Source organism: Methanosarcina sp. DH2 (assembly GCF_020804225.1).
Taxonomy (GTDB): Archaea; Halobacteriota; Methanosarcinia; order Methanosarcinales; family Methanosarcinaceae; genus Methanosarcina.
On record NZ_WJBI01000010.1, the window covers coordinates 169,214 to 190,571 of the forward strand.

18 protein-coding genes are annotated in these 21,358 nt (G+C 43.4%); 9 read left to right on the forward strand and 9 right to left on the reverse strand.

All coding sequences use genetic code 11. The annotated features are described in order from the left end of the window. Positions 1-229 precede the first annotated feature (229 nt). On the reverse strand, positions 230-2,326 hold the full coding sequence (locus tag FXV91_RS12405; protein ID WP_229390903.1) for a PGF-pre-PGF domain-containing protein: 2,097 nt from the start codon (positions 2,324-2,326) through the stop codon (positions 230-232). Positions 2,327-2,958: 632 nt separating this feature from the next. On the opposite strand from FXV91_RS12405, the gene FXV91_RS12410 reads away from it, so the two are divergent. The 9 genes from FXV91_RS12410 to FXV91_RS12450 all read left to right on the forward strand — a co-directional run bounded on the left by FXV91_RS12410 (position 2,959) and on the right by FXV91_RS12450 (position 10,460). Next, positions 2,959-3,528 (forward strand): HdeD family acid-resistance protein, encoded by a 570-nt coding sequence (locus FXV91_RS12410; protein WP_229390904.1) that lies wholly within the window; start codon positions 2,959-2,961, stop codon positions 3,526-3,528. Positions 3,529-3,678: 150 nt separating this feature from the next. Beyond that, positions 3,679-4,350: an SdpI family protein gene (locus FXV91_RS12415; RefSeq protein ID WP_229390905.1), complete on the forward strand. Its 672-nt coding sequence runs from the start codon at positions 3,679-3,681 to the stop codon at positions 4,348-4,350. Positions 4,351-4,531: 181 nt separating this feature from the next. Further along, complete coding sequence (locus tag FXV91_RS12420; RefSeq protein WP_229390906.1) at positions 4,532-5,014, forward strand: peptidylprolyl isomerase; 483 nt, start codon at positions 4,532-4,534, stop codon at positions 5,012-5,014. Positions 5,015-5,017: 3 nt separating this feature from the next. Beyond that, a complete protein-coding gene (locus tag FXV91_RS12425) occupies positions 5,018-5,572 on the forward strand; it encodes a peptidylprolyl isomerase (RefSeq protein WP_229390907.1) in 555 nt (184 codons plus the stop codon). A 134-nt stretch (positions 5,573-5,706) separates the two neighbouring features. Further along, on the forward strand, positions 5,707-6,177 hold the full coding sequence (locus FXV91_RS12430; RefSeq protein WP_229390908.1) for a peptidylprolyl isomerase: 471 nt from the start codon (positions 5,707-5,709) through the stop codon (positions 6,175-6,177). Between the two features lie 178 nt (positions 6,178-6,355). Further along, positions 6,356-6,757 (forward strand): hypothetical protein, encoded by a 402-nt coding sequence (locus FXV91_RS12435; protein ID WP_229390909.1) that lies wholly within the window; start codon positions 6,356-6,358, stop codon positions 6,755-6,757. A 108-nt stretch (positions 6,758-6,865) separates the two neighbouring features. Continuing rightward, complete coding sequence (locus FXV91_RS12440) at positions 6,866-8,044, forward strand: NDP-sugar synthase (RefSeq protein WP_229390910.1); 1,179 nt, start codon at positions 6,866-6,868, stop codon at positions 8,042-8,044. A gap of 666 nt (positions 8,045-8,710) precedes the next feature. Then, a complete protein-coding gene (locus FXV91_RS12445; RefSeq protein WP_229390911.1) occupies positions 8,711-9,766 on the forward strand; it encodes a flippase-like domain-containing protein in 1,056 nt (351 codons plus the stop codon). A 97-nt stretch (positions 9,767-9,863) separates the two neighbouring features. Further along, on the forward strand, positions 9,864-10,460 hold the full coding sequence (locus tag FXV91_RS12450; protein ID WP_229390912.1) for a diacylglycerol/polyprenol kinase family protein: 597 nt from the start codon (positions 9,864-9,866) through the stop codon (positions 10,458-10,460). Between the two features lie 351 nt (positions 10,461-10,811). On the opposite strand, the gene FXV91_RS12455 is transcribed toward FXV91_RS12450, so the two are convergent. From FXV91_RS12455 to FXV91_RS12490, 8 genes are all read right to left on the reverse strand, one after another. Next, on the reverse strand, positions 10,812-13,298 hold the full coding sequence (locus FXV91_RS12455; protein ID WP_229390913.1) for a VWA domain-containing protein: 2,487 nt from the start codon (positions 13,296-13,298) through the stop codon (positions 10,812-10,814). Beyond that, entirely contained in the window at positions 13,295-15,172 is a 1,878-nt protein-coding gene (locus FXV91_RS12460; RefSeq protein ID WP_229390914.1) for a BatA domain-containing protein, read from the reverse strand. The genes FXV91_RS12455 and FXV91_RS12460 overlap by 4 nt, the downstream gene beginning before the upstream one ends. A gap of 2 nt (positions 15,173-15,174) precedes the next feature. Then, the gene (locus FXV91_RS12465) at positions 15,175-16,056 is read right to left on the reverse strand and encodes a DUF58 domain-containing protein (protein WP_229390915.1); all 882 of its coding nucleotides are present in this window, start codon (positions 16,054-16,056) and stop codon (positions 15,175-15,177) included. Between the two features lie 158 nt (positions 16,057-16,214). Further along, a complete protein-coding gene (locus FXV91_RS12470) occupies positions 16,215-17,189 on the reverse strand; it encodes a MoxR family ATPase (RefSeq protein ID WP_229390958.1) in 975 nt (324 codons plus the stop codon). Positions 17,190-17,473: 284 nt separating this feature from the next. Beyond that, positions 17,474-18,367, reverse strand: a complete 894-nt coding sequence (locus FXV91_RS12475; RefSeq protein WP_229390916.1) for a hypothetical protein — start codon at positions 18,365-18,367, stop codon at positions 17,474-17,476. A gap of 291 nt (positions 18,368-18,658) precedes the next feature. Continuing rightward, positions 18,659-19,699: a prephenate dehydratase gene (locus FXV91_RS12480; protein WP_229390917.1), complete on the reverse strand. Its 1,041-nt coding sequence runs from the start codon at positions 19,697-19,699 to the stop codon at positions 18,659-18,661. A gap of 250 nt (positions 19,700-19,949) precedes the next feature. Then, positions 19,950-20,795 (reverse strand): TrmB family transcriptional regulator, encoded by an 846-nt coding sequence (locus FXV91_RS12485; protein WP_229390918.1) that lies wholly within the window; start codon positions 20,793-20,795, stop codon positions 19,950-19,952. A gap of 178 nt (positions 20,796-20,973) precedes the next feature. After that, on the reverse strand, positions 20,974-21,336 hold the full coding sequence (locus tag FXV91_RS12490) for a carboxymuconolactone decarboxylase family protein (RefSeq protein WP_229390919.1): 363 nt from the start codon (positions 21,334-21,336) through the stop codon (positions 20,974-20,976). Positions 21,337-21,358: the final 22 nt, after the last annotated feature.

A 21,358-nucleotide genomic window follows, 5' to 3' on the forward strand; every position in this document is an offset into this window, starting at 1 on the left:
TCCTTTGAATCCTGCTGTCCTTCCCGAATTGTGCCTCGGGAGTACGCGTCTTTTTCACTACGCTCAAGAGAACTAATTTATGGGTTATAGCAATGATCTTTGCTGTCACGCTCGATCCAGGAGAGTGGTCTTTCCCTAAAAGGAGAAAAGCTTCAGAGAAGCAGGCTTTACAATCAATTATTTCTTACAAAAAAGTATGTAAAATGGAACGTTATAAAACGTTCCAGTCTCATTTCTTCATGCTCTTCAGTACCACTCCAGCTACCACTAGAGCCCCGATGACGATCCCGACGCTTAAAAGGGTACTACCATTCCTGCTGCTTTCATCTGGCTCAGCTCCCTCAGTCCCATTGTCTTCAGAGGAAAATGCACCAGCCGATCTATTTTCGGCAGGAATCTGGGAGTTTTCGTCCTGAACCTGCAGGGTAGACTTGCCTGTTATTGCAAAGGACGCATAACCGGGAACCTTTGCTGTGAAGTACAGGTATTTCTCATCTTCTCCTGACAGGCTGGCTGGCAGCTGCACCCATACTTTCTCCTCGTAACTGTTAAGGGTAATGGAAGACTTGTCTATCTTTTGATCCTGTAGCCAGGCCTTTTCAACCTTGAAACTAATAACAGGGTTTTCAATGTTCTTTGAGGTTGCATACCCGCTGTTTCCGACCCACACGTTAAAGGACTTATAKACTTCCCCGGAAGGCAGTTCGGAAACAAGTGCAGACTTATTYTTTAATTGTTCAACAATGGTTGTGGTCTTGCCTACGTTCTTGATTGCATCAAAACCAATATACACAACACAGGTCGCATTCTTCGTGAAGTCAAACTTTACAGCTTTTCCATTTGTGATAAATACCTGGGAGAGCTCCTTAACCTCTACATTCTTTGCAGGCTCAGGGGATCCGCCACCACCGCCGCTGCTTCCCCCACTGCTGCTTCCCCCACTGCTGCTCCCTCCACTACTTCCTCCACTACTCTTCTCCTCAACAGCTATTATCATAGTTTTTGTATACGTGCCGTTTGCATTGATTGCGGTCAGTTTAGCGGTGTAAGTCCCTGCAGAGGGGTATATATAAGTAAAGCTTGCTTCACTTGAGTCTTCGATTCCGTCACTGTTAACTTCCCAGCTCCTTGATGTTGCGTTTTGTGAAAGGTCAGTAAAGAGGACTGAAAGGGGAGCAATTCCGCTGGAAACATTTGTACTGAAGTCTGCTGTAGGAAGTACATCATTTCCTTTTTCCAGCACAGTTATAACAGCAGTTTTTGAAGTGGTCCCATTCACGTTTATTGCGGTGAGATTAACGGTATAAGTTCTTGGATCTGTATATACATGAATTTCGCTTTCAGCTGTAGAGTCCACTTTTCCATCGTTATCAAAGTCCCAGTTCCTTGATGTTGCATTTTGAGAAATGTCGGTAAATTGGACAACAAGAGGAGCAGGTCCCTGGGTGATATTTGCCTTGAAATTTGCTGCAGGGAGTATCGGTCCAGGCTCCGTCCTGGGAGTTACCAGAGGTAAAGAATCAATATTCACCTCATTCATTTCGTATGGTACTTCAGCAAACCCATCGCCATTAGCGTCTAGATGAGTCTGAGAGAAGCCATCCCCTGCAGGTGTTGCCCAGTAATTTCCGCCAATATAAGGGCCTCCAATAATGTTCTTTCCAGATTTTTTCGTAGTATTCCAGTGACTATCAGCAGCAGATTGTACATTTCGGGTGTTGTTAAAATTATTATTATAAAATCGAGTGCCATAAGAATCTATTATATCTATTCCTGTCTCACAGTTTGAAATCCTATTCCCACTTATTTCATTAACACTACTGGAAAAGAGTAAAACTCCGTCACCGCAATCAAAAATATCATTATTAATGATTGAGCCGCCTCCCCCTCCATCCACATTAGAAACTCCAATGCCGATATAAAAATTAGAAATTTTATTATTCTGAATAGTACAGGAGGGAGAAGAGTCGGCAATGCCATAGTAACCTGCACTACCTGTACCTATTATATTGAAGCTCTTAATTGTAATATTATTAGCTTTTAAATTGAAAGCATTCTCTGTAGATCTGATTACGGCATTATATTGACTACTTGATGCAAGAACCAGATCAGGCACTGAAATGGTAATTTCTTCAGTATAAGTTCCCGGATTAACTATTATAGTATCTCCAGAAGCCGCATCGTCAACTGCATCCTGGATTGTTGTATAATTTCCAGACCCATCGTCATCAACATAAAGTATTGCAGCTGCCGCACTGCCAGCAATAGCCTGAAGTGCAAGAGCCACTGTAAATAGAATTGATAATGCTCTTTTTATTCGCCACACAAGAAAAACCCCTTAAAACTATTTTAGCATCCCAACATCGATAGTTAACACAAATTCTCACTTTTGACCGCATAAGGTGCACTGAAATGGTTGAGACATTGTATTTACAGACATAAAAACTCCTTAAGATAGACTCTTTAATTTTTAAAATGAATTTATTTTACAAAATTGACAATGTTATATAAAATTAACTAATCGTTTTACATTTCTACTGAAAGATTGTTATTTCTTAGTTAACCTGTCAATATTAAGCTGACGTTTTTTCAGAATATTCACACACTTTAATTCGTCTCACGTTTCGATCTATGTACTTTTCGGTTTTCTGTGTGCAGAAGAAATTGAAAATAGAGATGCTCAAGGGCATTCAAAGTTGAATATCAACCAGCGGAGATATAACCCATACAGAATCTGTGCACTGCACAAAACATTAGAAGATTAAATAAATAAGTATTGATTTATATAAAATACAATATATAATATAGAGCAGAGGTTACCCTCTTATCCAGGCTGTAATTTACAGAAGAGTCAGAAGACTTGTATTTAGATAAACATATTTTTTTGATACCTGTACTTTTTATCGGGGTAGCCGAAAGCATCAAATTTGCTATTTAAAGCATTCTGGAGGTAAGTTTATGGAACAAGAAACTGCAGAATACCGTACTGTGGAATACGAGGTACTGCAGGTTCCCTGGTGGCTGGTTGTACTGGAAGGAGTTTTCGCAATTATCATAGGCTTGTATCTGTTATTTTCGCCTATAGTGACCACCATAGCGCTGGTTCGGATACTCGGCATTTTCTGGCTTCTGGGAGGGGTTCTTTCAATCCTCTCACTGGTGATGGATAGAGAGAACGCAGGATGGAAATTACTCTCCGGTATCATGGGTATTCTTATCGGGCTTGTAGTAATTGTGTACCCTTTCAGCCCTTTTGTAATTCTGGCGATTCTTGTAATGATACTCGGGATCTGGAGTATTATATATGGTGCAATCAGACTTGTCTGGGCATTTAAGGGAGGTGGACTGGGAATGGCGGTTCTCGGGATTCTGACAATTGCCCTCGGGATACTTCTGCTGATTAACCCACTGGCAGGTGCTATTGTCCTGCCCTGGATATACGGTATCTCCCTTGTGATAGGCGGAATTGCAGCACTGATTGGCGGGCTTAGAATGAGGTCCGGGAAAAGTGACTCATATATGGGTTAAGATTCCGGACACAGAAAACTTACAGGCAGATAGGCACTCCCGACTTTACGTGTATTAGAGGATTTAGAGGGCCCGCAACAAGTCAACTGGCATTGACAGGCCTTTAAGCATTCCGTATTTTTAAATATATGAAAAATCTAAAAAACTTACATGCGGAAAGCTACAGCAGCGATAACAGGACTGGTCCTTCTTTCCTTCATCATTTCAATCTATTTTTACCCGCAGGTGCCTGAACAGATGGCAACTCACTGGAACTCTCAGGGAGAAGTAGACGGCTATATGTCGAAACTCTGGGGGCTATTTTTCATGCCTCTCGTGATTACGGGTCTTACAATTATGTTCCTGGTAATTCCCAGAATCGACCCCCGGAAGGAAAATATAGCAAAATTCAGGAACTACTATGACGGGTTTATAGTACTTTTAATTTTATTTATGGTCATTGTCCATATTCAGATATTGCTCTGGAACACAGGAATTAAGATCAGCCCCAACGCCGTACTTCCTCTGGGGATAGGGCTTCTATTTTACTACATCGGGATACTTACGGAAAATGCGGAACGGAACTGGTTTATCGGCATCAGGACACCCTGGACCCTCAGCAGTGATAGAGTGTGGAAAAGGACTAACCGGCTTGGAGGGAAACTATTCAAGATCGCAGGAATAGCAGCAATCTTCGGGGCTTTCTTTCCGGAACTTGCAATCTACTTCATACTGGTACCAGTAATTTTTGTAGCCGGGTTTACTGTTGTTTACTCATATATCGAATATCAAAAGGAACTTAAAGAAAACAAAAGGAACAAAGAAAATGAAATCGGTAAGTGAAAGAAAATGAGAGAACTGAAAGGGAGAACTCAGAGAATTTGAAATTCTTAATCAAAACTTAAAAAATAAGGTTTAAAGATTCCTGCGTTTCCTATTTCCGGGAATCATCTTAACCGGTTTCTAACGCCTTTTTTATCAGTACGTTTATCTAAGATGTTCTCATTTTGTCATATTGATTGTTATGACTGAGGATATAATTAAAAATTCGAATAAAACAGTCGAAAATGGAGATACTATTTCCGTCAATTATGTGGGAAAACTGGAAGATGGAACGGTTTTCGACACATCGGAAAAAGAAGCGGCTTCTGAGGCAGGAATATATAACGAAATGAGAGACTACGAACCTCTGACCTTCACCGTGGGAGCGGGACAGATGATTAAAGGTTTTGACGAGGGTGTAGTCGGAATGAAAGTTGGGGAAGAAAAAACTATTGAAATCCCTCCCGAGGAAGCATACGGAGAATATATGGAAGAGTACGCAAGGGAACTGCCACGTGATGCTGTAAATTTTGTTCCGGAAGTGGGGATGCAGCTGGCCACGGAGACCGGGCTCAAAGGCACTGTCACAGAAGTAGGCGAGGAAAGCTTCATTGTGGACTTCAATCATGAACTTGCAGGCAAGACCCTGATATTCAAAGTAAAAGTTGTTTCAGTGGAGGAATAAAAAATGAGGGAAGGGAGGGGGGCAATTTTTTTCCTGGCAATGCTGCTCCTTGGGAGCATAATCTTTGGAAGCGGGTGCACGGATAATGGAAACGGGACAGGCAGGGCTGTAAAGTCCGGCGATACCGTCCAGGTAGACTATGTGGGAAGACTCGAAGACGGCACCGTATTTGATACCTCTATAAGTGAGGTAGCACAGGAAGAAGACATATACATTGAGGGAAGAAATTACAGCCCCCTAACCTTTACAGTTGGTGCGGGTCAAATGATCAAAGGCTTTGACGAAGGCGTAATCGGGATGAGAATGGGCGAAGAGAAAACCATTACACTTCCTCCCGAAGAAGCTTACGGAGAATATGATGAAGCAAAAATTGAGGCAATTCTCCTTGAAGAACTGAACATGTCGGAGAAGCCTGAAGTCGGGCAGACATACAGCAGCATATACGGTAGCCAGTTCAGAGTCATTGATGTAAATGAAACGCATGTTACTTTTGACTCTAACCACGAACTTGCAGGCAAGACTCTTGTTTTCGATGTAGAGCTGATTTCAATAGAGTGAAGTTTGAATAAGGTAAACCGGTTTAAAACCCGGTTTATATTTCTTTAAAAAAACTGCACCCCTCCGGAAGCCAGAAAAAGATTAAAGGGCGCCGAAAAAGCTGTAAAGAAAAAAAATTATCAGGAGAAAATATAATGGAGAACTCTCGTACTGTGAAAAAGGGAGATTATCTCCTTATTAGTTATACTGGAAAGTTTGAGGACGGAACAGTATTCGATACTACGATAAAAGAAAAAGCTCTTGAAGCTGGAATATACAGCGAAGGAAAGGAATACATGCCTTTCTTTTTCAGGGCAGACACAGGCCAGGTGGTAAAAGGTATCGATGCAGGGGTCCTTGGAATGCGAGAAAGAGAAGAAAAAACCCTTAAAATCGCACCTGAAGAAGCTTACGGAGAATATAAAAGTTATCTCGTTCAGAAAATTCCTCTTTCAAGGCTTGAACTAACGGAGCCTCCGGAGATAGGAACAAAAATCATAACTCCCGGGGGAAGGGAAGTTAAAGTGCTCGATTCCACGGAAACTTACGCAACCCTTGACTTCAACCATGAACTTGCAGGCAAAACTCTGGTCCTTGAAATAAAACTTGTTTCTATTGTTAAATAAAATTTATCTGTATTGAGAACTAAAACTTGTCTCTATTCTGGAATAAGTTTTATCTTTATTGCAAACTGATCTTGTAAAATTAGCTGATTAAAAATTAAGCTGATTCTTCAAATAAATTCATCTTTAAAGTGATTCAAAAACATAATTTCAGAACCCACAAACTGGAAAGTGGCGGAAGATGGAAAAGGAAGAGAAAGTCGTGGTAGTGCTGCTCGTAATGGCATTGTTCTCTCTTTCAACAGCGTACCTGTTCTTCGGGCAGGATCTTGCAGGAGCTGGACAGAAACAAGGAGGAAAAGCCCTGCAGTACACCCACGAATCCGAAGTTGGGGAAAAAGTGTCTCTTGACGCCGAGGTTTTAAGTAAGCGATTTACTTATACCGGAGATCATCTGCTTTTAGAAGTGAACTTCGACTCCGAAGTCCTGAGCATATTCATCCCGAACACAGCAGGGGCTGAAGCCCTGGAAGAGTTAATTAATGAAGGGGATTTTATCAGCATAACAGGCATTATCTCTGAGTATAAGGGGAAGAAAGAGATAAGAGTTGAAAGGAAAGAAGATATTACTACTCTTAAATAAGCCGTTTTTAAGCTTTAAAACAGGAAAGACAGATCGTTAACGATAAACCGAGCATTGACAATAAACAGATCGTTAACAATATATTCATAGAACAGCATTTGAAGAAGTATGAAAGCATGTATCATGTGCGGAGGCGCAGGGACAAGGCTCAGACCGCTGACCTTCAAACACCCGAAACCGAGCATACCGATTCTTAATAAACCGTCAGTCCGGCACCTGATAGAACACCTTTCAAGGGAAGGGTTCAATGAAATAGTCATGACCCTGGGATATATGGGAGAACGCATAGAAGAACAGCTCGGAGACGGGCATATGTTCGGAGTGCACATCGACTACGTGTATGAAAAAGAGAAGCTTGGGACCGCAGGCGGGGTTAAAAATGCAGAAAAGTACCTGAAAAATGAGCCCTTTATCGTGCTTGGGGGGGACCACGTCCTTAATCTTGACCTGAGAGAGATGTACCGCTTCCATGAGACAAACGATGCAATAGTAACCATAGGGCTTCTTTCCATTGACGATCCCAGGGAATTCGGGATTGCGGACATGGATATAAACAACCGGATTCACCGTTTCCTTGAAAAACCCAAATCCGGACAGATTTTCAGCAACCTTGCAAGTACAGGCATTTACATCTGTGATCCTGAAATTTTTGACTGGATTCCTGAAAATAAAAAGTATGATTTTGCAAAAGATCTTTTCCCTGCTCTGCTTGCAGCAGATAGGAGAATTAACGGCATGCTTGTCCGGGGAAAATGGACTGATGTAGGAAGTTCGGCAGCTTACAGACAGGCCCAGCGCTGGATGCTGGATGCCCTTCCCGGAACCACCATAGAAGGAAACTTTACAACAAGAAATGCAAGGATACGAGGTCCCCTATCCATAGGAAACAATGTGTCCATAGGTTCGAATTCTTCACTCGTTGGACCAATTGTCATAGGGGAAAACACCGTAATTGGCGATAATGTCCTTATAGGGCCTTACAGTGTGATAGGTTCAAACTGCACTATCGATAATAATGCAAAGATTCTTTCTTCTTACCTTTTTGATGATGTATGCATAGGTAAAAACTCCAACATCTCCGGAGCTGTAGTTGCAGATGAAACAAGTGTAGGAGAAGAGTGCAGCCTTGAGAATGGGACAGTAATTGGGCATAAAGTCATTATAGGGAATAGTTCGACCATACATTCGGGAGTAAAAATCTGGCCTGAAGTGGTGATCTGTAACAATTCCAGCATAAAGGAAACTGTCATCAACTCGGATTATGATATCACTCATGAAGGTTCCTGAAATACAGCTTTAAAAAAAGAATAAAACCAATCTAAAATTAAGAATGAATCTGAAATTAAGGAATTCTAAAGTTAAGAGTGAATAAATAGAAAGGCAGAAAGAATCTACGTAAAAAGAATCTACGTAAAAAGAATCTACGTAAGAAGAATCTACATATGTAGAATCTACATAAGGACCCGTATTCCAGGTCAAAAGGCATGTTCAGGATTCATCCTAAACTCAAGTAAAAGTTATTTATAGCCTGGAAATACGGGTTCTTTCAGATTCAAATTAAGTTTTTCACTGACCCGAATTTTGCTTTTGTAATTATTCATAAGCTCTATGCTGGATTTTTATTTGATAATTGTTGTTTCGTGACACGGATAATTCTCTATTTTTTGAGTATCTATTTCATTACTATTTCATTATAAATTTCCTGTTTTTGGGTGCTGCATACTTAAAAAAAGGACTGTTTATAAATGTGGGTTATTAATAGGCGTAAATTACTTAGAATATATAAAAATCTTATAAGAACAATGGAATTATTTTAATATTTTACTTAAAAGTTAAGAAAACGGTTTCGTCGGGCACATATTATTTCTCCTATGCCGTTCATTATATATTGAAGAAACAGATTTCCTTAAATAAGATAAGGTCTTTACTAAAGAATAAAATTCAGAGATTTCAATGACCAGGTATAAAAAATGGCTTATAGGGTCGCTGGTTATCAGCGCAGTATCAATTGCCCTGGTTACATGCCTGACTTTTAACTCGGATACTGTTGAAGCCCTGAGAAAGATAAGGCTGGAATACATTCTGGCAGCTGCCATCCTTCATATTATCTCATACCCGGTATGGGGACTGAGGACACGCGCTCTCTGCAAAGCCCTGGGTTACAGGATCGGCGTCCTGAAGGTGACAGAAATAGTCATATCGAGCACATTTCTAGCCGGGATTACCCCTTCTTCTGCAGGCGGAGAGTTCCTCAGAGTTCACAGCCTGAACAGGAACGGAATTCCTCTGGGCAAGGCTACTGCAATTGTTGTAGGGGAACGCCTGCTTGATGCTATTTTCATCTTTTCCTGCCTGCCTTTTGCCTTTTACATTCTTGGGGATATCCTTTCGGATTATAAGTTCGATGCAGCTTTCTTGACAGCAAATTTCCTTGTCTTTGTACTTCTCGTCTTCTTTATTTACGGTGTCTGGAAACCTGAAAAAGTAAAATATGTAACTCGCAGGCTGACAGGCAGGTTTGCCCCTTTCTTTGGAAAAAAGACAGATGCTGCAGTTTCACACCTCATGGAGCAGATAGACAGGGAAATAGACCATTTTCACGACAGTGTGAGGGTCTTTTTTTCGGAAGGTAAAAAAGGGCTGCTCTGGGGAATTGCCTGCACTTTTATTTTCTGGACCGTAGATTTTTCACTGCTCATCCTCATCCTGATAGGCCTTTCGCAAACACCTTCAATTACTACCGTGCTTGCAGCCCAGGTGCTCCTGGCTGTTATTATGGTAATACCCGCAACTCCCGGAGCAAGCGGAGTTGCTGAGTTAGGAGCAGCCTCTATATTCTCTATTTTTGTAGATTCATCCATTCTGGGAATTACCGTGCTTGCCTGGAGAGCCCTGACATACCACATGAACCTTTTAATAGGAGGGCTCATAAGTCTGAAAATAATTAAAGACATGAACCTGATTAAAAAACTAATCGGAGACTCTGCCGAACCCCAGCACAGTGCCTGAGAAAACATCAGGTCTGGAAAGTTTCAGGACAGTAGAGAAAACTTCAGGATAACAGACCAGTATAAATTTATATTCTATTCTCACAAAACCTTTAGCTATGCCCTCCAGAGAAGTCGTCTTTGAAGTCCTGAGAAAAAGTGTGCATCTTGTCTCAATTTTTATAGTGCTCATCTACGAACTTTTCGGGAAAGAGACAATCCTCTGGGTGCTCATGCTTTTCCTGGTAGTAGTCCTTTTTCTGGAATACTTCCGGCTAGAACAGGGCATGAAAATTCCTTTTTTTTATATGATGTACAGGGAACATGAAGCTGATAGCTGCGGGGGACACATCTTCTTCGCCCTGGGTGCAATTGCAGCAATCTCCCTCTTCAACAGGGAAATAGCTTATGCTGCAATCCTAATGACAACCTTCGGAGACCTGGCTGCAGCCCTTATAGGAAAATTCTACGGAAAAAAAAGGATTTTCAAAAAAATCTTTAAAAATGATAAATCTCTTGAAGGTTCGGCTTCCGAATTTATAATTGATCTGCTAGTCGGACTCGTTATAGTCGGAGATCCCTTTGTGTCCCTTGTTATGGCTTTTTTTGCAACCCTTACGGAAACAGCAGTAAACCAGATAGATGATAACCTTGTGATCCCGGTTTTTTCAGGTTTCTTCGGGCAGATGACCTTGTTACTGCTGGTGTATTTATAATTAGAATAGAAAAAGGGCGGCATATTATTAATCGGTTGATCGATTTCGGAATACTGAAAAAGACACCTTCAGGCCTTTTCCTCTGGGCTACACGGCGGTAGCCAGCCACTGGCCTGAGAAATATATTCATTGACCCCGGAAACCGCAATTCACAGTAAATATAAACGTCTTTGCCAGTTTGTCTGGCGGCCTGCCTAAAAAAATGAGAAGAGAAACCAAAAAAACAGTCGGCGAGTTGAAAAAGCAGGCAGCAAAAAGAACGGAAGAACGAACAAAAGTAAAAATAACAGAAGAACGAGCAAAATTAAAAAGTAAAAAGACTGAAAAAGAGAAAGGTGAGCAGGAAGAATTTCAGGTTGCTACCTCACCCGCCCCTGTTTCACCCTGTGACTGTTTAAGTCTTTTCATTTCCCTCAGACGCCTGACCAGGACTTCCCCAAGGTAAAGTACAAGAGCTGCAAGAAGTAAATACATTTTCAGACTAACCGGCTCGTTTGATTCTCTTTCGGAGTTTTGTCTAGCATCTTTAAGGAGAAGGGCTCTTGCCTCCTTTTCAGTATAAATCTTCCCTCCGGTCGCAACAATAAGAGATTCGATATCTTTATTGAGCCCGACTTCAAGGTACTCAAGAGGGTAATTTACTGCAAGCGGGTAGCCGGAAATATCATTAATCCCGATATTTTTCGGGTTTATGCTTGTTTCATATGTGTTCCTGCCCGTAAGGGCAAGGTCAAGCCGGGCTCCGTTCAGTTTAAGCTGTGGGATTCCTTCATCGTACATTACCAGAGTCAGATCAGAAGGGGTGCCAAGCCATGTATCCGGAGCTTCAACGACAGCTCCTTCTTCCGCCTGAGGATTTCCAATTGCCCAGTTAGTCATGCCTGAAATGAGTCTGCTGTTTGACCCATTGTACAGGACCGAAGACCATTGAGTGCCTCCGCCTTCCCCATTATCCGTGGTAAAGGCTGCAACACGTCCGAGCCCGAACCGCCATGTGGTGAGCACAGGCTGCCCTGTAACCGTAATGACCAGGCGTTCAGCCCCGGCTTTTGGTGTAACCTGGTTATATCCTGTGATAGTCGTGCTGGTAAGGTTTACACTCTTGGTAATGAAATGATCAGGAGAGTACTCAAGAAGCAAATAGGACCCGAGATCCTCAATTTCCTCTTCTTCTTCATCAGGAGACTCAACAGTCTCTTCAAATATGATATTTGCTCTCTCACCCATGTTGATATGTTGATAGTTGCCTTCAAGTCCCAGATCCTGCATTAACTTTTCAGCATAGAAGTTTCGGGTCTTATCAGTTTGAGAGGGAGCAGAAGAGCGGATATGGATAAAGTAAAGGTTTACGCCCATATCCCTCAGCTCGCGTGCAGTCTGAACACTCTGGTCGTATGAGTCCTCAATTCCACCGTCAGAGATTATAATAGCATCAAGCTCACCGTCTTCGCCTTCAAACATCTGTTTTGTTATACCAAGCCCCTGATCCAGTGAGGTTTCAGTCTGGTTAGTGGGGGTCAGCTGCGAGACTTTCTCTTTCAAAAGGGAGAGGTTATGAGGAAGCCCCATAAACACAAATCCACCTGAAACATCATATGCCGCGTTACCGAATGCTATAATGCCAACATTTGCATCTTTCAGGTTATCATTCTCGAGGATCCTGATGGCATTTGACAGGATATCTGCCTGAGTGCCATGAGCAACTGTGCTTGGGGAGACATCAAGGATCAGGACAAGGTTTCTCCCTCCCCTAAACTCGGAGGGTTTTGAAATTACAGGCAGGACTTCCTCAAGTGAAGAATTAAGGTAGCTTCCGTAGTTATAAGCCCTATCTCCTCCGATGACAATAAGCCCGCCCCCATTGCTGACGTAACTTTTAATTTCCCTTATCTCAGCCTCTGAAAGAGTGTTTATGAACTGGTTGTCGAGCACCAGGACCTTACTATCTGTAATATTCCCTGCTCCGGGGTAGCCATTCACAACCGAGACTTTGTAAAGGTTACTCAGGACTTTAGCCAGAGGAGAACCGGTCTCACCTGTTACAAGTGTGAGTTTCGGTTTAGGGATTACGTAAAGAGACTTATAGAACTCATTGTTAATTTCGTTTAAGTCTTCTCCGGAAGGGGTGATTTTTACACTTATGTTATGGGCACCAAGGGTAGTAAAGTTCTGATTAATTGGAATGGTATTATTCCGGGCATCCTGCGTGAACTGCCTGCTCTGGGAAAGCTGTCCATCCACAAAAATTTCAAGGAAATAGCTGACACTCTGTTCCGAAGCCTGGCGGACAACTATCTCAAACTCATTCTGGTTGTCCACGACAACTGTTTTGTCCCCGAGCACCTCAACGCTGAGGTCGTTTGTTTCAAGCTCGGGCTGGACAAGATAGACCGGAGTACTGGTATCTCTTGCAAACTCCAGGGCTTTAGTAAGGTCCTTTCCCGCATTATTATTCCCATCAGTAACAAGGACAATCTGGTTACCGAGCCCGGAATACTGGGTCACAGCGTCCCCGATAGAGGTTTTTTCCCCGGTGAGCTGCACGAGGGTGGTCGGAGTGTTCGCTGTGAGGGCTTCGTACAGGTCGGTGCCTGTTTCTTCAGGGAAAATTCCCATACTTGCTGTCTGGTCCTGAACAAGCACAAGCGAAGGGTCTTCTTCATTGATAGTCCGGGTAACAGTTGTGTAGGGTGAAGCCAGGGCAAGGACAAGAAGAAGGGCAACAAGCATTCTCCACTCCACAAGTTTTGTTTTTGTCTTTCGCAGTAAATAAAAACCTGCAATAAGTACTGGAATAGTGAGGAGAAGCATCTCGGGGCTCTCAAGAGCTATGTTCACAGTTCACCCCTCCCGCGGACGATAAGGATTTCAAGCAGTATAAGCAGGAACAGAATTCCTATAAGATAATTGGTAATATCGTTTCTTGCAGTATAGGTGTCAGCCCGGACTAGCCTGGTCTCATCATTTGCAACTGCCCGGCTAATGAGTTCAGAGGCATCTACCGTAGTATTCGATTCCCGGTCATCATAGAGGTTGACTGCAATGTTTTTGTCCGATATCTTGTATATTCCCACTTCATCAAAGAGCAAACGGTTTGCTGTCAGGGTCTTTGAAGGCGTGCGGACCTCCTCGGTCTTTGAAAGGGAGGTCAGGGTGCCAGTTTCAAGATTGTATTCCGAAATGTCCCCAATGCCTCCGAGCCATTCAACGAGTTTTATCCAGAATACCGGGTACTCAGGCAGGTTATGGAAATTGTTCCAGGATCCGTCCCCGAGCTCGTCATTAAGCCCCATATAAAAGATGGTCCCCTTACCTACCTGCCAGTAGCTCAGGACAGGAACGCCGTTTTCCGTGGCTACGAGAGTTGTAGAACCTGTCCTCTCAGTTGCGTTCATGTATTTGCGGACCGAAATCTCGTCGGTTTGCAGGTCCTGCGTAATGCTGCTCTGAAGGACTTCTTCAACCTCAAGCCCGTTTTCTGCTTCCTCAACTCCGATAGGCTTTACAGGCAGGAGCTTAATAAGGTCGACCTCGGTTTTCTCAGGGGCAAGAGCTTCGCTTGCAATGAAAACTGCATTACCCCCGTTCCGCACATAAGTTTCGATCCTTTCCACCGAACTGTTGGCAATTGGAGTTTCTTTCTGGGCAAGCACAACAAGCGTATAGTTGTCAAGGGAAGAAGGTACGGATTTCTGGATTTTCAGGTCACTGTTAGGAAGCAGGGAAAGCGCTGTTTTTGAAGGCAGCTTTCCATTATCCGTGACGTAGAGGATCTGCTGCCCTGAGGTATCCGGAATGGAGATGTAAGCCCTGTCGTCAACAGACAGGTCATCTTTAATATTGAGGCTGATTGTGGTAATCCCTGGAGCAAGGTTTGCAAGTGTGAACTGGTTTGTGCCACCTGCAGGAACATCAAGGGTAAACGACTTTGAAGCATTTCCCGAAGTCCCTCTTCCGGTCGTGATTTCAACAGTTCTGCTTTCGCTCCTGTAGTTTTTGACCACACCGGTGTAACCGTATTCTCCATCCATGGCTTCAATCCAGCCATTAATGATTCCTATATTGTCTGCAGGCTTTCCGACCTTTACGAAATTGACCTCAAGTCCGTAAGATTCAGCCAGGTTTTTGGAAGCTACAGGGTCGTCTCCTCCCCAGTTCGTGAAGTCTGAAATGACAATAATTCTGCCCCCTTCATTAGAGAGAAGGCGCATACCTGTAGTAATGGCTGCGGACAGGTCAGCAATACCGGCTCCGGGGTTGACCTTATCAAATATTTCTCCGGCAGCCGAAGCGCTTCCGCCTTCGAGGGCGAGCTGAGGGGTGCTGGAAGCAAGGATTATGCTGTTTTTCTTGCTCACATAGCCATCAGCAATTCCAACCGCATCTTCAAAACGGGAATCAACCTGCATACTTGCCGAAGTGTCCAGGATAAGCACTGTATGCTCTCCACTAAGGGGCTCTTCTGAGGTATAATAGTAACCTGCCGCACCAATGGAAAGAAGGATCAGCATAAGGAGCTGAATCAGAAAAAGAGGGTCACGCACGATTTTTGTAATAGAAGCATAAACCCTTTTTCGTTCCCTTTCAAGCTTGAGGACAAACATTAACGAGGGAATAGAAAGCACCGCTGGTTTTGGGCGGAGCATGTAAATAATTATAAGCGGGATGACGCTCAGGAGGGCAGCAAGAGCAAAGGGGTTTTGAAAAGGCATTTTTAGCGTCTCCGTCTCCTGATTGTATGGTAGAAAGCATTAAAGATAGGAGTGTCGGTTGTAAAGGTGTAAAATTCGGCTCCGACCTTCATACAGGTTTTTTTAATCCCTGCACTGTGGTCATCAAGCTTCCGAGTATAGCGTTCCTTGAACTTTTCACTGATATATGTCCTTATTTCGTCTCCTGTTTCAAGGTCTACAAGTTTGCTGTTTCCCTGAAGGGGAAGCTCTTTTTCAGTAGGATCAAGCACCTGTATAACGATAAGGTCGTGGTCTGAGAGCCGGTACAGAGCTGTTTCTATTGCCTGTGGGTCCTGCATGAAGTCCGAAATCAGGATTACAAGGGACCTGGACTTGATCTCCCGGCTGTATTTAATGACCGCCTCACCTATGGAAGTCCCGCCCGACAGTTGAAGTTCGCTAAGCCGATCGATTGTCCGCATAAGGTTCTTCCGGCCTCTGCGGGGTTTATTGATATTAATTTCTTCCGTAAAGGTGGATATGGCAAACCTATCATTATATTTCGTTACCATGTAAGCAAAACCTGCAGCAAGCATGGCAGAATACTCAAACTTTGATGTCCCCTTTTCAGGATAGTCCATGCTTTTGCTGGCATCCAGAAGGATATGGGTTGTAAGGGTTTTTTCTTCCTCAAACTGCCGCACATAGAGTTTTTCAGTCCTGGCATAAGCTTTCCAGTCTATATCTTTTAAAGCGTCGCTTGAGTCATACTCCCTGAACCCGATAGTATCGATGCCGTGTCCGCTTCGGGTTGATGGACGGTTTCCGGCATAGACCGTAGATACTCTCTTCCGGACAGAAAAAGTAAAGCGATCAAGCTGCCTGAAAAAATCCGTTTCGATTTTTTGTTTTGTGCGAGTCATTCTGGATCGTCAACTGAAAAGCCCGGTTTTGCCCGGAACTGGAAAAAACCCTGGGGTTTTAATTTTGTATTACTTTTATGCATTTCAAATCTCAGAGCCTGCTCATTTACAGGTCTATCAGATTTCATTTTTTCAATTTATATTATTGGCTGGCTGTTTCATTTAACTTTTTTGAGAATTTCCTCAACGACTTCATCAGGGCTCATCCCGCTTCTTTCGGCTTCGAAGGTAAGGATCAGTCTGTGGCGGAGGACCGGATAAGCCATGTAATCAATATCCTCTTTGCTCACAAAATTCCTTCCGTGTATCAGGGCTCTTGCCTTTGCTGCGAGGATAAGGCCAATGGACGCACGGGGAGAAGCTCCGTATTCAATGTGCTCTTTATCTTTGCGGGTCATTGCCACAATGAAAAGCACACGCTGTTTGAGTTCTTCGGAGATAGGGACCTGCCTGGTAAGCCTCTGCAAATCGAGAAGTGTGGACTTGTCCAGTCCCCTTGTGATCTTAGGGAACTCGGACTTCGTATAACGGTTTACGATTTCCATCTCCTCTTCAAAGGAGGGATAATCTACAAGGACCTTTAAGAGGAAACGGTCTAACTGGGCTTCAGGAAGGGGATATGTACCCTCCATTTCTATGGGGTTCTGAGTAGCAAGGATAAAGAAGGGGCGGTCAAGAAGAAATGTATCGTTTCCGACTGTTACCTGTTTCTCCTGCATTGCTTCGAGCAGGGCTGACTGGGTTTTCGGGGAAGCACGGTTGACCTCATCTGCAAGCACGATGTTTGCAAAGACAGGCCCGGGTTCAAACCTGAATTCTTTTTTATTATCCTTCTCCTCAATAACATTGGTCCCTGTGATGTCAGAAGGCATCAGGTCAGGAGTGCACTGAACTCTGCTGAATTTCAGGTTCATCGCCTTTGCGATTGTGGAGATCATCAGGGTTTTTCCAAGCCCTGGGTTGCTTTCCACAAGGGCATGCCCTTCACACAGGATTGAGATTATGATCTGTTCCACTACCCTGTTCTGACCCACGATTACATTTCCTATTTCATCAAAGAAATTTTTAAAAATCCTGCCTGCGTTCTGGTAGGTCGTGGAGGCCTCACCTGAATCAATATTATTCTCACTCATATCTGCTTCACCCTTTGGATTGCTGTTTTTCGCGAGTCCCGATGCCCGCTCCTGCTGAACCTTATTCATTCCTGCGACAGAATGCCATTCAAAAACAACCTGTTACTCCAAATACAGTCTGCTACCTATACAGCCTGTTATTCAAAAAACAGCCTGTAATTTCAAAATTGCTTTCAATAACTTTCAATTAAACCGAATACAGGTAAGTCTGGCTTAAGATAATTCTTTTTCAATTAAGTCTAGCTTAAGATAATTTTTTATTCAACTCAATATAAATTTTCATATTATTCTTCTGCAAGTTGTTCAAAGTAACTCTGAATAACACTTCTGTACCCTTCAGGAAGGTTCTCGTAGTAAGCCTGAGAAGCAGTGGGGTCCGAGTTGTAGATACCTGACTGGACAAATGATTCGTTATTCTGCTCTCCTTCTTCCTGGCTCGTAAAGCCCTGTCCTGCGCCCGGAGGTATCTTTAAATCCACTTCTGTACCTTCGACTACGATAACGGCAGGTTCTCCAAAAAGTTCGTCATCGTTCTGCGGATCTCCGGAAGTCCCGCCATCTTCCTCTACAGAAACAAGATCCGAACCCGATCCCGGCAAGGTAATGGTTTCGATTACTTCATTCATGTCGTAAGGGCTGAAAGTCGTCTGGTATCCTGTCTGGGCAACATATGCCAGAAGCGCGACAGCAAACACGGTTACCAGGAGATCCTTAGCAAGCTTCTTTCGATTCAGGAAGACAGAAGATTTTACAGGCTTCGAATCGATTACGACGCCGCCTATAAGGTCACGGACAATAATGTTATCCGTGTCCCGGTTGTCATAGGCTGTCCTCATCCTCTCCCTGAGTATAGGGTATTTTTCTTCGAGAAAGGAAATTGCATCTTTCTTATCAGCCCTGTAAAACCTGACTGCTGTAAGTATAAGAGAGAAGATAAAGGCAAGAGTAACCAACCCCAGAGTCTCAAAGGCAATTTCGGCACCAAGTATGCTGTATTTTGCACCGGTATAAGGTTCGAAGGTGCTGAACATTAAAAAAATATCCCTCATGTTAAGGAGTACAAAAAGGGCATAGAGAACCAGAAACGCTGCAAGAAGGTCTGCAAAAACATAGAGTCCCCTATATTTTTTCAGAACCGATTCATGTTTATTTACGATATTTTCAATCTCCAGAGCCATTCTGCTCCCTTCTGCAACCGGAAGTCCCGGCGTTCGCTGTACTTAAGAATGTTCTATAAAGTTGCATAAAGACATGTGAAGATACTATAGAAAGATATTATAGAAAGATACTATATAAAGATACTATATAAAGGTACACGTTCTAGCTGTAAGTTCCAACTGTTAGTATCTCCCACATGTATCATAGCGGGTCCCCTCTCTGAACCTGAAGCTCTTTTCTGAACCTGAAGGCTCCTGATTGTCCGGAATCCAGAGAAGCTTGCAGCACCTCTGCGGCCAGAAGGGACCTGTTTACGTCCCTGTATTCAAGCCTGATGAACCTGAAGTCTTGAAGGCCGGATAGGAACCCAGTGCCTTTAATGTATTGGCTTTTGATTTTGGACCAGCCTTTGATTTTATATCTTCCAGGGCATCTTTTATAAGTGCATCGCTTGTGTGACCTTCAAAATCGATGTAGAAGTAGTAATCTCCTAGCTCCTTTTTAGAGGGTCTGGACTCTATTTTTGTAAGGTTAATTCCTCTTTTTGCAAAAGCCCCCAGAAGTTCATATAATGCCCCTGGTCGGTCTTTTTCCAGGTATACGATAAGGGAGGTTTTGCAGGTCGAAAGCCTTACTTTTTCTTTCCCGGTTTCGGGGGTTTCGGGTCTGGAATGTAACTCATATCCTGCACTTCTGCAGGGCTCAGAGTAAGGCTCCCTTTTATCACCTGCAGCCTTTAAGGTTTTCTGCGATGAAATTTTTTCTTCAGCCCGGATAACAATAAAACGAGTGTGATTTTCTTTTCTGTCCTGGATATTTGAGAGCAGGATTTTCAGCCCGTAACGCTCTGCAGCCTCAGGGGAGGCAATTGCTGCCATTTCCTCAAATTCCCCTGCCAGTCTGGCTGCATGGGAAGTGCTGCCCGTACTTCGGAGTTCCGCTTCAGGAAAATGCTTCTTCAGGAAATGCCTGCACTGGGCAAGCCCCTGAGGATGGGAAAGAATAACCTTGATTTTCTCAGGCTCTCCTTTTGAGAGCAGGCAGTGCTCTATTTTGACGACTATTTCTCCAACTATAACAGCCTCGTTTTCAAGGAGGAGATCGAGAGTTACTCCTACGGAACCCTCTATGGAGTTTTCTACAGGAATCACAGAGATATCTGCTTTTCCTTTAACTGCAGCCAGGAACGCATCTTCTATGTCTGCGAAGTACCTAAACTCTGCAGCCCTCATGCCATTTTCCAGCGCCCAGAGCTTTGCAGCCCTTTCCGAATACGAGCCTTCCGGACCCATTACGCCTATAATCATCTGAAGGTTAATTGGGGGGATGGTAATAATAATTTTTGATGGCATAGTTACCCGCCCGAGTTTCGCTTCGGGAGCACGAGGTCCTTTTCGCTTCGCTCAAGAGGACTAAGTTATAAGTGTAGAAATAAGCTGAGCTCAGGAGGACTAAGTTATAGCTTTTAGCGGTGAGCTGTGCTCAAGAGGGCTAATAAGGTACTGATGATAGCTTCGTTCAAGAAGGTTAATCTATAGTTGATTAATGTTGGTTTTCTATAGAGAGGGATGATTGATGGGAGCTGGTACCGTGTTTAGCGTCTCAGGTTTTCTTCTTATTGATCGTTTGCTTTTCCAGTTCCTCGTGGAGGTCGAGTTTTTCTCCTGTATTCCACAGGAGTTCAAATTCTTCTTTTAGATTTTTTGCAAGCCCGGTGTCCCGGATTTTTACGACCGAAAGGACTCTGTCCTTGTCTGCGGGATGAGGCTGTAAAAGGACGACTACGCTATCATCAACGATGCCGAAACAGGAGTTGAAATTCTGGACCAGCCTGATATCAAGGCCTTTTTTCAGTTTTTCAGGGATTTCTCCCTCCTGATTTGAGAGCATGGAAGTAAGAGCTCTGAAACGCGGGGAAACCATCAGTCTGATCCGGACTCCTCTGTCAATAGCTTTTGTTATTTCCGGGAGCAGGTAAAAAACAATTGGTATTCCGAAAACTGGAGGAAGGATACAGATCGACTTTTTAACTTCTCCGTAAATAGAAACAGCAAATTTTTTAATTTCAGATTCAGTGATAGCGGTTGTCCAGAAGATTTCATTTTTTCGCTTTTGAATAGGGATAACTGCCAGGGCCTGTTTTGCTTCTTCGATAGAGCCTTTTAAAACCGCGATTTCCCTTTCGACTTCGGCTTTTCTCCTCTCAAAAATAGTGTCCAGAGAGAGCTCAGGGTCAACTGCCCTGAACTTTTTGGGCCTTGAAGCCTGAACTTCCACAAACCCTTTTCCGACCAGGGACTCAAGGACAGAATAAATTTTCCCGTAGGGCACCTCCGAATCTCTGTAGATGGCGCTTGCTTCGGAAACACCGAGTTTCAACAAAGAAAGATAGGCAGCCGCCTCATAGGCGTTGAGGCCGATATCCTGGAGGAGCCTTTCATTTTGCATGCCGAAACTTGGATTTAATATCTTAAAGCAGTTTCGAAAAAAGATAGGTGCATAAGATGCCAGGAAATACTGACATCTGGTGCAAAAAGTTTCTGATTATATAAGGAAATTTTCTGGCTCCGGAAGGTCCGGAAAAGATATGCCTGGCCTTAAACGGTTCTCAGTTTATATTTTAATTTCATTTGAGTAATTTCAGCGCGTCTCTGCAAGCTGCTACGGCAGGCGCCCCCGAGGTTATGAATATGACGTCCATAACTTCCATAATTTCCTCTTTGGTAGCGCCGTTCTTGAGTGCACTCTGCATCTGTACAACAGTACACCTTTCACACTGCTTGGATGCAACGACTGCAAGCGCGATCAGAATCTTGGTCTTTGCAGGCAGAGCACCATCTGACAGCAACTTTTTGTTACACCTGTTATATTTTTTCGTTGACTCACTGTCAAGACATCCAAGTATCTCAAGAATATGCGGAGTAAATCCCAGTTTCTCACTCATACTTTCCAGTAATTCTTCATGTTCCAGATCTTTATGCTCTTCCATAGTGGTTAACCCCCATTTGAAA